Here is an 11595-nt window from a genome sequence, read left to right as displayed (position 1 = left end):
CCTTCTCCCCTCCCCCGCCGGAATCCCCGCATCCGGTCATCGCCGAACCGAGAAGCGTGACCAACAGAGCGAGACCGACAGCACCCCGAGACCGTCCCGCCATACCCGAACCCGCCATACCGCTCACCCTCTTGTCCTCCACAGCCCTTGACATCCCCTGCTGTTGACGATGAAGAACCCGATTCCGACTACGCCGCCTACCGGGCACCTTGAAGCTGCCGGCATCAGCGACGACGACGGACCGCGAACGCCCAGAACGCGACCGCACCCGCCACGACGGGCGGCCCCGCAAACAGGGCCAGCGGATGGAGCAGTGTGACGGCGACGAAGTTCGGTTCGGGATCGAGGTTGTCCGGATACCCGCCCACTGCCAGCGCGACGGCAAAGACCGCACACCCCACCCAGAACGCGAGGAACGCCACGAGATACGCGATCGGCAACGTCGATGCGGCAACCTCCCGGAACCCGCCCTCCGCCCGCCTCATCCGTCCCGGCTTCGATCCAGCGGGCTCCCTGGACCGGCCGCCAATACCTCCGGTAGAGGAACCGCAGCACCGCAGCATCGTGAGCAGGCACTGCCCGGAGTTGTGCAGCAGCGTGGCCCCGATGGCGTTATAGGTCCCCGGCGAGGGCAGGCGTTCGTCTGGGGGCAGCGGAAACACGGGATCGGGCATGGCCGAGATGGTATGCACGCCGCTCGGGGACGGGTCCCGGCATCGACCTGTATGCGCGGGGCAGTTGGCGGGGCAGCTGACAGCCCCCTGCCGGCCACGCCGCTACTCCCCCGTACCACCTCCAGCCAGTTCCACCACCACATCGAGCTGGCCGACATGTCGCGCGTACTCCTGGAGCAGGTGGAAGAGGATCCAGGCGAGGGTCGGGGTCTCCTCCCCGGCGGGGAAACGGCCGCCGGTCAAGGCGCGCTGGTCCAGCTTGGCCGCGGATGTGACCCGCCGGGAGCGGTCGCACTGCGCCACGTACGCGTCAAGCACCTGGCGGGTGGTCATGTTCGCCGGGACCTGCCAGCGGTCCGCCGCGTCTTCCGTGCTGCTGTCTCCCCAGGGGTCGGGGACCTGCTCGGCGGCGAAGCCCCAGTTGAGCCAGCGCTGTTCGACGTACTGGAGGTGGCGGATCAGCTCCAGTGGGGTCCACCCCGAAGGGAGCCGGGTGGCGCGCAGCTCCTCCTCGGGAAGCGCGGCGGCCTTGCGGAGCAAAGTGCTGCGGTAGTAGTCGAGATAGCCCTCCAGCAGTTCGTGGGGATCGGCGAGCGTCGGTGCGGGTTCCCCTTCGGGGAGCGTCGGAATGCTCATGTGCGCAGCTCCAGCGGGGGGATGTCCTCGCGGTCGAGGCCGAAAGTATGGGAGTACAGCGACAGTTCGGCCTCCACCGCGCGGACGATGGTGTCGGCCCTGCGGAAGCCGTGGCCCTCGCCCTCGAAGGCGAGGTAGGCGTGCGGGACGCCTCGGCCCTTGACCTGTTCCAGAAAGCGCTCGGCCTGCACGGGCGGGCAGATGACGTCGTCCAGCCCCTGGAGCAGCAGGAAGGGCGCTGCGATGCGCTGTGCCCGGTGCAGCGGGGAGCGCTCGCGGTATCTGCCGGGGACCTCGGCGAGCGGGCCGACCAGGGACTCCAGATACTGCGACTCGAAGTCGTGGGTCTCGCCCGTGGCCCAGCCCGTCAGATCGAGGATGGGGTAGGTGATGGTGCCGCAGGCGTACAGCCCCTCCGCCAGCGGGGAGGTGAGCGAGGCGGCGCTGGTCCAGCCGCCCGCGCTGCCGCCGCGGATGGCCAGCCGATCGGGGTCCGCCGTGCCCTCACCCGCGAGGGCACGGGCCACCGCGGCGCAGTCCTCGACATCCACGACGCCCCACTGCTGCCGCAGCCGGTTGCGGTACTCCCTCCCATAGCCGGTGGAACCGCCGTAGTTGACCTCCGCGACGCCGATACCGCGCGAGGTGAAGTAGGCGATCTCCAAGTCGAGCACCAGCGGGGCGCGGCTGGTGGGCCCGCCGTGCACCCACACCACGTACGGCGGCAGCTCACCGGCGGGCGCGATGTGGTCGGGGTGGTGCGGCGGATAGACGTGAGCGTGGATGTCGCGCCCGTCCGGCCCCGCGAAGGTGCGGATCTGCGGCTCCGGATAGTAGGCCGGGTCCACATGGTCCTCGTGGTGCGCGGCCAGCACGACGGTGTGGCCGGTGCGGGTGTCCAACTCGACGATCTCGAATGCGGTACGGGGACTGGCGGCGATGCCGGTGACGCGGGAGTCGATGACGGCGAGCGAGGCCGCCCACTCCGTCCAGGGTCCGGCCGCGTCGACCAGCTCGCCGGTCTCCGGGTCGAGCACCCCGAGCCGCTGTGCGCCGCGTCCGTGCAGGGTGGCGACGAGCCCGCCGGGCAGCGGCGCGAACCAGCGCTGGCCGATCTTCCACGAGGCGCCCGCGAACTCCTCCTGGCGTGGGCACAGCGGCACCCTCGGTACGGCGGGGCCGCGGCCCGGCTCGGCTGCCTCGGCCCTCTCGGCTGCTTCCACGTCCACCCGCTGGAGGTTCCACCAGCCGCTGGCGTCCGAGGCGATCAGCAGGGAGCCGTCGGTGCCGAACTCGGCCTGGGCCACCGACTCCTCGGGACCTCCGGCCACCGCGCGGGGCGTCTCCAGCGAGCCGTCGGCGGCGATCCGTGCAGTCATGACGCGGGTGCCGTCCCACGGCATCGACGGGTGGTCCCAGGCCAGCCAGGCCAGCCGCTGCCCGTCCGGCGAGAGCCGTGGCCCGGTCAGGAACCGGTCGTCGTCCCCAGTCAGTTCGCGCACCCGTCCGCGGTCCTCGGTCGCCGACCCGTCCAGCGGCACGGCCGCCAGCACCCTGCGCAGCTCGGTGGGCCCCTCCCCGGTGAATTCCTCCAGCACGCACCACGCTTCGCCGCGCTCGGGCAGCACCACCGGGTCGCACCAGCGCAGCCCCCCTTCGACGACGTCCGACAGCGGGGTCAGCGGCCGGGGCCCGCCGTCCGGGGCGTCGGGCTCCAGGACGTAGAGCCGCTGGTCGGCGAAGTGGGTGAAGACGATCAGGGGTCCGCCCTCGGCGCGTGGCGCTCCGGCCCAGGGCAGTCCGCCGTACTCGATCACGCGGTTGCGCACATTCCACGGCGCCGGCAGCACGCTGACCGGTGGTTGCTGCCCGTCCGCCGCGAGGCGCAGCAGAGCGCGGCGTCCGGCTTCTTCCGGGCGCGGCTCGGTCCACCACAGTTCCTCACCGACGGAGCCGAGGAACTCGGGCCGCCCGTCGTGTGCGGCCACGATGCCGGCGTCGATCGGTGAGGGCCAGGTGCCGTAGGGGGCCTGGACGGACATGAGGGGTCAGCCTCCTGACGGGGTGGTCGCGTCGCGGGTGGTGTTGTCGTCCTGAGTGGCGCGGGCCGCGTTGTCGTCCGGCGCGTGCGGGCCCTTGGCGCCGGCCAGCAGCGCGCGGTCCAGGACGCGGATGCCGAAGTGCAATGCTTCGACGGGCACGCGCTCGTCCACGCCGTGGAACAGCGCCTGATAGTCGAAGCCTTCGGGCAGCTTGAGCGGGGTGAAGCCGTAGCCGACGATGCCGAGCCGGGAGAACTGCTTGGCGTCCGTGCCGCCCGACATGCAGTACGGCACCGCATGGGCGCCCGGGTCGTAGTACTCCAGCGCCTCGCTCAGCGCTGCGAACAGCGGGGAGTCCACCGGCGCCTGCAGCGGGACCTCGCGGTGCTGGAACTCCCAGCGCACGTCGGGGCCGGTCAGCGCGTCGAGGGTGGCGTGGAACTCCTCCTCGGCGCCCGGCAGCATCCGGCCGTCCACCCGGGCTGTGGCCGTTCCCGGGATCACATTGACCTTGTAACCGGCCTCCAGCATGGTCGGGTTGGCGCTGTTGCGCACCGTCGGCTCGACCAGCGCGGCAGCCCGGCCGAGCTGGGCCATGAGCGCGTCCACCTCGGCGTCCTGCGCGTCGGGGCCGAGCGGGCGCAGCCCGTGCAGCTCGGCGAGCCGGGCGAGTGCGGCCCGCACGGTGGGGGTGAGCCGCACCGGCCATTCGTACTCGCCGATGCGGTGGACGGCGGCGGCGAGCCGGCTGACCGCGTTGGCGTGGTTGACCTTGGAGCCGTGTCCCGCCCTGCCGTGCGCGGTCAGCTTCAGCCAGGCCGTCCCGCGCTCCCCGGCCCCCACGGGGTAGAGCCGCAGGCCGGGCCCTGCGTGGTAGGTGAAGGCGCCGGACTCGCTGATCCCTTCCGTACAGCCCTCGAAGAGCTCCGGGTGCTCCCGCACCAGGAAGTCGGAGCCGAACTCGGCGCTGTCCTCCTCGTCGGCGGTGAAGGCCAGCACGATGTCGCGGGGTGGCCGCACGCCCGCGCGGGCCCAGGCGCGGACCAGCGAGAGTGCCATGGCGTCGGCGTCCTTCATGTCGATGGCGCCGCGCCCCCACACCACGCCGTCGCGGACCTCGCCGGAGAAGGGGTGGACCGCCCAGTCGGCGGCCTCGGCCGGGACCACGTCGAGATGGCCGTGCAGCAGCAGCGCTCCCGCTGCGGGATCGGTGCCCTCGATCCTGGCGACCACATTGGTGCGGCCCGGCTTCTTCTCCAGCAGTCGCGGTTCAATGCCCGCGTCGGCAAGTGCGGAGGCGACGTACTCGGCGGCCGGGCGCTCGTTGCCTTCCCCGCCGCCCCGGTTGGTGGTGTCGAGGCGGATCAGCTCCGAGGTGGCGGTCACCACTTCCTCGAAGACCTGCGCGTCGAGGTGGCCCTGCCGCGGTGCAGGCTTCATCGTGCCCTCTTCCTGTTCTGTCAGCTCAGCCATACTGCTCCTCCACCGCGGCCGAGACGACGGTGGTGACGGCCTTGAAGCACCTGATCGCCTCATAGGCGCTGGGCGAGGTGAAGGCGACGCGGCGTTCGCCCGCGCGCTCGACGCCGGGCACGACGGTGGCGGCGCCCACCAGGTGCTCAGCGTCGAACTCGATCTCGATGGTGTGCGGTTCGGGCTGCGGTGGAGTGCGGCGCCGGGCCAGCGGCGCGGCGCGGCGGGCGGCGTCCCGGATGTCGGAGGCGGTTCGGGCCGGTGGGCGGCAGACAGCGGCGTACCTCGACACATAGTCCTTGACGGCGACGCCCAGCGCTTCGGGTGCGTAGCCCTTGGCGTCCTCGACCGTGCGGTCGTCGCCCGTCACCAGGACGACCGGCACCCCGTACTCGGCGGCGACCAGCGTGTTGAGACACCCCTCACTGGCCCGCGTGCCGTCGGCCCACACGCCGGTCAGGGAGTTGGCGAGGTAAGTGTGGGCGAGGACGCCTTCGCTGCCTGCGCCGGTGTGGTAGCCGATATAGGCGATGCCGTCGACATCGCCGTGCTGGATGCCTTCGACCATGGAGAGGGACTTGTGCCGGCCGGTGATCATTTCGGCCCGCTCGTCCAGCTTCTCCAGCAGGAGGTTGCGCATGGTCCAGTGCGCCTCGTTGATGAGCACCTCGTCAGCGCCCGCTTCGAAGAAGCCCCGGACGGCGGCGTCCACGTCCGAGGTGAACAGCGACCGGCAGCGCTCCCACTGCGGGGTGCCCGGCAGGACGTCGGCCGGCCAGGTGACTCCCGTTGCGCCCTCCATGTCGGCGCTGATGAGGATCTTCATGTCGGGAACGGTACGCGGTCGCCAACAGCCAGGACACCCCTGTGGATAACTCCACTGGTCCACACCATTCGTTTTCACTCAGGCGGGTGAGGAACTTATTCGTACCCGTCGCTGACCTGGGCGTTCAGCGCGGCGAGCGCGGCCTCGTGCCCGGCTACGGGCCGGTGCACCTCCACCGCCGGGCAGCCGAGTTCCCGCACCCGCGCAGCGCCCGCCGTCGCTGGAGCCGGGCGGCGCCGGAGGCGAGCACCGGCAACCGGAAGGGCGCGGGCGCCGCCAGCGGGTAGCCCCACCACAGCACGTCGGTACGCTCCCCGCCGGGCCCCGGCATTCGGGCGCGCCCCGCCATGGCCGCGCCGGAGCCGGTCAGATCGCCGATGCCGTCGAACCAGTGACGGTCAGCCGGGCGCGCCGAGGTGTTCAATACGCCCGTCACCGGAAGGATTTCGGCGGCGGGCGTGCCGATGGCGTCTCTGCGGCGGTGCCCGAAAAGTATCCACGCCCCAGTCCACAACCATGCCGCGTGCGTTGACGGCCACAGCGGCGGCCGGAAGACAGCCGCGTACGGCGACGAGGGTGTCCGCCGTGACGAGCGTGTCGGTCGTGACGAGCGTCACCGTAGGGCCGGAAGGGGACGACGCGGGAAGTGCCGCCCGTACGGGGGGGGACGCACCGGGTGCGGACAGCCGCTCGAGCACCGCCCGGAGCGCCCACCCGTCCGCCGCCCGCGAGCCGGGCCGGGGGTCAGTCCTCGTGCCCCAGTTGCAGGTCACGCTCGGTCCGGCCGCCGCCCGCGATCTGCAGCACCGTCGCGACCGGCGGATAGCCGGCGGCCACCACCGTGTACTCGCCCGAGGCCAGGTCCACGAAGCGGAAGATGCCGTCCGCCGCGGTCGTCGCCGTGTCCACGACGTTGCCCGCCGCGTCCAGCAGCGTCACCCTGGCGTCCTCGACGGGCCGCCCGCCGGTGGCCCGCACGGTGCCGCGCAGCACGGCGCCGCCGGCCAGTTCGATGTCCTGCCTGGTTTCCCGGGACGCCTGTACGGAGACGGGCAGTGCGGCCGGACGGTAGACGGGCGCGCTGGCCGCCAGCGTGTACTCGCCGGCGACGAGTTCGGTGATGACGTAGCCGCCCTCACGGCTGCTGCGAGTGGTGGCGACGACCTCGCCCCGTACGTCGGTGAGCGTCACGATGGCGTCCTTGACCGGGTTGCCGTCGGCCGTCAGTACGTTGCCGGCCAGCCGCCCCGCGCCGCCGAGCACCACATCGAGGTCGACGGGCCGCTCGCCCACCGTGACGCTGACCGCGCGCGGCTGATGCCCGCACGCCGCCGCGATCAGCACGTAGGCGCCCTCCCCCGGGGTGCTGAGCGCGTACCGTCCGTCGTCCCCTGTGGCACCGCGTCCGATCTGCCGCCCCGCGGTGTCCACGAGGGTGAGCGCCGCACGCGGGACGGCGCTCCCGTCGTGGTGCCGCACGGAGCCGCAGACCGGAACGCCAGCGGCGTGCGGCAGAGGCTGTGCCTGGGGCCGCGGTGCCGCACCTTCGGCGTCGGGCGCTGGCGCTGTGGGTGCCTCGGCGGTACGGGCCGACGGCACGGGCGTGTGCTGGGACACCAGTGGTTTCTCCTTGAGGAAGAGGGACAGTGCCAGCCCGAGGACGAGCACCGGAACGAGGTAGAGGAAGATCCGCGGCATCGCGTCCGCGTACGCCTGGACGTAGCCGTCGCGCAGCGGCTCGGGCAGCGCGCGTACCAACTGCGGAGTGATCGAGTCCGGGTCGGGCACCTCGTCGGCGCCACGCGGGAGTTCGCGGGCGAGAGCGTCGGCGAGCCGGTGTGCGAGGAGGGTGCCGAAGAGCGCGGCACCGACGCTGCCGCCGATCTGCCGGAAGTAGTTGTTGGCACTGGTGGCGGCGCCGAGGTCGGTCGGGTTCACCGAGTTCTGCACCGCCAGCACCAGCACTGGCAGTACGAAGCCGATACCCAGGCCGAGGATGCCCGACCAGACGCCGAAGACCTGACGCGAGGTGTCCGCGTCCAGCTTGGAGAGCAGCCACATGCCTTCGGCCGAGAGGGCACAGCCCAGCGCGGGGAAGATCTTGTAGAGGCCGGTACGGGAGATCAGCTGGCCGGAGAGCAGGGAGGAGACGACGACCCCGCACATCAGCGGCAGCATCAGCAGCCCCGACGAGGTGGCGCTGACGCCCTCGACCATCTGCAGGAAGCTCGGCAGATAGCTGGCCGCGCCGAACAGTGCGATGCCGACGGCGGCGCCCACCAGACCGGTGACGTTGAAGACGGAGTCGCGGAACAGCCGCAGCGGAAGCACCGGTTCGGGCGCGAACCGCTCGGCGACGACAAAGAGCACGCCGCTGACCAGCGCCCCCGCGGCCAGCCCGAGAATGACGCGGTCGCCCCAGGCATAGGTCGTACCGCCCCAGCTGGTGAGCAGGACCAGACAGGTCGAGAACGCCGCCATCAGCAGTGCGCCGAGAACGTCGAGCCGGGGCCGCACCCGGGGACGCGGCAGCTTGAGTGCGAAGGAGGTGACCAGCAGCGCGAGCAGGCCCACCGGCACGTTGAACCAGAAGCACCAGCGCCAGGACAGATCGTCCGTGAACCAGCCGCCCAGCAGCGGTCCTGCGACGGAGGCCAGCCCGAAGGCGGCCCCGATCAGACCCATGTAGCGCCCGCGTTGGCGCGCCGGCACCACATCCGCGATGATCGCCTGCACCCCGATCATCAGCCCGCCCGCACCGGTGCCCTGCACCGCGCGGTGGACGATCAGCTCCTCCATCGATCCGGCCCAGCCGGCCAGTGCCGAGCCGACGGTGAAGACACCGATGGCGAACAGGAAGATCCCTTTACGGCCGAAGAGATCGCCGAGCTTTCCGTAGACGGGCAGCCCGATGGTCATGGCCAGGAGGTAGGAGGTGACGGCCCAGGACATCTGGCGCATGCCGTCGAGTTCGCCGACGATCTTCGGAAGTGCCGTGGCGACAATGGTCTGTTCGAGCGCGGCCAGCAGCATGGCCAGCATCAACGCCCCGAACACGAGCCGGAGCCGGCGCGGCGAGAGGGCGGCGCCCTCCGGGTCGGACGCGGGCCCCGCCTCGGCCGCGCGCGGCTCGGCCTTTCCCTGCCCGGCCTTTCCCGGCTCGGCCCTTCCCGGCTCAGCCCTTCCTGGCTCGCCGACTTCCGCCGAGGCGGCTTCCGCTGAGGCCGCTTTGGCCGAGGGCACTTCGGCCGCCACCGCTTCCACCGAGGCCACTCCAGCCGAGGGCACTTCAGCCGGTTCAGCCGCGCCCGGCCGCCCGTACGCCCATACCCCGTTCGCCCACACCGAGGTCTCCGCGGGGTCCAGGGCTGGCGCCTGTACGGAAGTGGTCGTTACGGGAACCTCGCGCTGACCGGGCAGTTCGAGGGTGACTTCGACGGCGGCCGGGACCGGGAACGGCGCGGCTCCGGAGGGCTCAAGTACCGCTCCTGGTACGGGGTTCCCGTTGTCCCTGCTGCCGAGGATGGCCCCGCCGGTCCCGCCCATCGCACTCCCCTTGCCGCTGCCTGTGGGGGAGTATTTCTCGCATTGCACGACAAGAGCGTTCAAGCAGGGCTCGGGTGCGCGGCGTGGGACTGTTGGGGCTCAATTCAGTTGCCCGAGGCGCCTGTCGAGCTGCCGAACAGGGGTTTTCGCCGCAGAGGGGGGCGCCGGACGCAGCGGCGCCCTCGCCCGGAAACCACTCGATCCGGTGAGGGCGCGGCGCGGCGTGTGACAGCCCCGGTCAGCCAGCCTGTTCCATCTTGCCGGCCAGCCGCTGCAGCACCTCGTCGTAGATGCGGGCCAGGCCCTTGGGCGCGAAGGTCTTCTCGAAGAAGCCGCCGATGCCGCCCGCACCGTTCCAGACCGTCGTCACGGTGACCCGGGCGGTCTTCTCCTCGCTGCCCGGGGTCACCCGCCAGGTGGTGACCATCGAGGAGTTGCGGTCCTTCTCCACCAGTTCGCCGTCGGTGGGCTCGGTGACCTCCAGCAGGCAGTCCCGGATGCGCTTGCTGGTGGCCTGCAGCTTCCAGTGCACAAGGGTGCCCTCGCCGTCGCCGCCCTCCCGGACCTCGTACTCGCTGAACTGCGCGGGGAGCAGTTCGGCCCGGGTCCTGCTGTAGTCCGCCAGCGCATCGAACACGTCATCGGGCTTGGCGGCGATCTCCCGCTGCGTGGTCGCCTCGACCTGCGCCATGACTCCTCCTGTGATTGGACGGCCTGTGTTGGACGGGTGGCCAGCCAATCACCCTCCGGTCGGCTCCCCAAATCCGGCTTGACACGTTCGATACGAACGAGTGTTCTAATAGCTGGTACGGAGAAGCGACAGTGCCGCCAGAGGGACGCGACACCATCACCGAGGAGGCCGCAGATGCGCTGGGACGAGCTGAGGGACGCCGACGAACACAGCCGGACAGCGACGCCCGCCCTCTTCGGCGCCTCCGCCGTGACGAGCAGGGTGTTCGACACCCCCGAGTTCCGCGGGATGACTTTCCACGAGGTGCGGGCCCGCTCGCTGGTGAACAGGGTGCCCGGCGCCTCACGGATGCCGTTCGAATGGACCGTGAACCCCTACCGGGGCTGCTCGCACGCGTGCGTCTACTGCTTCGCACGACGCACGCACAGCTATCTGGACCTGGACACCGGAGAGGGCTTCGACACCCAGATCGTGGTGAAGGTCAACGCGCCCGAGCTGCTGCGCAAGGAGCTGAGCAGCCCGCGCTGGCGCGGCCAGCACATCGCCATGGGCACGAACGTCGACTGTTATCAGCGAGCCGAGGGGCGGTACCGGCTCATGCCGGGCATTCTGACCGCCCTGCGCGACTACGCGAACCCGTTCTCCATTCTCACCAAGGGCACGCTGATCCTGCGCGATCTGGATCTGCTGCGTTCGGCCGCCGCCATCACCGACGTCGGGATCTCGGTGTCCGTCGGCTTCACGGACGAGGAGCTGTGGCGCACCGTCGAGCCCGGCACCCCGGCCCCGGAGCGGCGACTGGATGTCGTACGGCGGCTCGCGGAGCACGGCATTCCATGCGGGGTGCTGATGGCTCCGGTGATCCCCTTTCTCGGCGACTCGCCGGCCCAGCTGCGGACCACCGTCCGCGCCATCGCAGCCGCGGGAGCCACCTCCGTGACGCCGCTGGCGCTGCACCTGCGGCCCGGTGCCCGCGAGTGGTACTTCCGCTGGCTGCACCAGCACCACCCGCACCTGGTACGGCACTACGAGGCGCTCTATTCGGGCGGCGCGTACGCACCCAAGTGGTATCAGCGGCGCATCACACGGCAGGTGCACGAGCTGGCCGCCGAGTACGGCGTCGGCCCCTCGACCTCCGGGGCCGCACGCCGGATCGAGACAGCGGAACCGTCCGCACCGACGCTCGCCGGGGACCTGGAGGACGCGGAGGAAAACCACTGCACCCAGCTCACCCTGCTCTGACAGCATGCGCGGCATGTCATCAGCACTCACTCACATCGCCACCCCCGAAGGTCTCGCGCCCGGGAACGGCTACAGCCATCTGGTCATCGGCGAGGGCAGGTTCGCCGCGATATCAGGACAGGTGGCGCTCGACGCGGACGGCAAGGTCGTCGGCGAAGGCGATCCGGAGGCTCAGGCCGAGCAGGTGTTCGCCAACCTCCAGCGCTGCCTCGCGGAGGCCCACGCCACGTTCTCCGACGTCGTGAAGTTCACCTTCTTCGTCACCGACCTCGCGGTCATGCCCGCACTGCGCGCCGTACGCGACCGGCATCTCGACCCCGCACGGCTCCCCGCGTGCAGCGCCGTGCAGGTGGCCGGGCTGGTGCGGCCGGAGCTCCTGATCGAGATCGAGGCGCTCGCCGTCCTCCCGCCTGGGGCGCCGTGATCCCGCCGGGGCGCCGTGATCCCCCGAAGGTGACTGCGGCC

At 71.3% G+C, this 11595-nt stretch carries 10 protein-coding genes; 2 read left to right on the top strand and 8 right to left on the bottom strand.

Annotated elements, in window-relative coordinates; all coding sequences use genetic code 11:
• Positions 1-224: 224 nt before the first annotated feature.
• The 8 genes from ITI46_RS19040 to ITI46_RS19005 all read right to left on the bottom strand — a co-directional run bounded on the left by ITI46_RS19040 (position 225) and on the right by ITI46_RS19005 (position 9888).
• Entirely contained in the window at positions 225-674 is a 450-nt protein-coding gene (locus ITI46_RS19040; protein WP_209240859.1) for a hypothetical protein, read from the bottom strand.
• Between the two features lie 102 nt (positions 675-776).
• Positions 777-1310, bottom strand: a complete 534-nt coding sequence (locus tag ITI46_RS19035) for a DinB family protein (protein ID WP_209240858.1) — start codon at positions 1308-1310, stop codon at positions 777-779.
• Positions 1307-3352 (bottom strand): S9 family peptidase, encoded by a 2046-nt coding sequence (locus tag ITI46_RS19030; protein WP_209240857.1) that lies wholly within the window; start codon positions 3350-3352, stop codon positions 1307-1309. Before ITI46_RS19030 ends, ITI46_RS19035 begins: the two co-directional genes overlap by 4 nt.
• Before the next feature lie 6 nt (positions 3353-3358).
• Positions 3359-4825, bottom strand: coding sequence for a M20/M25/M40 family metallo-hydrolase (locus ITI46_RS19025; RefSeq protein WP_372452000.1), 1467 nt, complete (start codon positions 4823-4825; stop codon positions 3359-3361).
• Positions 4818-5651, bottom strand: a complete 834-nt coding sequence (locus ITI46_RS19020) for a M55 family metallopeptidase (protein ID WP_209240856.1) — start codon at positions 5649-5651, stop codon at positions 4818-4820. The genes ITI46_RS19025 and ITI46_RS19020 overlap by 8 nt, the downstream gene beginning before the upstream one ends.
• A gap of 154 nt (positions 5652-5805) precedes the next feature.
• Positions 5806-6087 (bottom strand): hypothetical protein, encoded by a 282-nt coding sequence (locus ITI46_RS19015; protein WP_209240855.1) that lies wholly within the window; start codon positions 6085-6087, stop codon positions 5806-5808.
• A gap of 308 nt (positions 6088-6395) precedes the next feature.
• On the bottom strand, positions 6396-9197 hold the full coding sequence (locus ITI46_RS19010; RefSeq protein WP_247746215.1) for an MFS transporter: 2802 nt from the start codon (positions 9195-9197) through the stop codon (positions 6396-6398).
• A 238-nt stretch (positions 9198-9435) separates the two neighbouring features.
• The gene (locus tag ITI46_RS19005) at positions 9436-9888 is read right to left on the bottom strand and encodes an SRPBCC family protein (protein WP_209240854.1); all 453 of its coding nucleotides are present in this window, start codon (positions 9886-9888) and stop codon (positions 9436-9438) included.
• Between the two features lie 174 nt (positions 9889-10062).
• Here ITI46_RS19005 and ITI46_RS19000 point away from each other — a divergent pair, with 174 nt between their 5' ends.
• Together ITI46_RS19000 and ITI46_RS18995 are read left to right on the top strand one after the other, a co-directional pair.
• Positions 10063-11130, top strand: a complete 1068-nt coding sequence (locus ITI46_RS19000; RefSeq protein ID WP_209240853.1) for an Rv2578c family radical SAM protein — start codon at positions 10063-10065, stop codon at positions 11128-11130.
• Positions 11131-11143: 13 nt separating this feature from the next.
• Positions 11144-11554 (top strand): RidA family protein, encoded by a 411-nt coding sequence (locus tag ITI46_RS18995; protein ID WP_209240852.1) that lies wholly within the window; start codon positions 11144-11146, stop codon positions 11552-11554.
• Positions 11555-11595: the final 41 nt, after the last annotated feature.

Source organism: Streptomyces oryzae (assembly GCF_017676365.1).
In the GTDB taxonomy this organism is placed as follows: domain Bacteria; phylum Actinomycetota; class Actinomycetes; order Streptomycetales; family Streptomycetaceae; genus Streptomyces; species Streptomyces oryzae.
The sequence above is the reverse complement of the archived record's forward strand: the minus strand, read 5'-3'. Positions and strand labels throughout refer to the sequence as shown.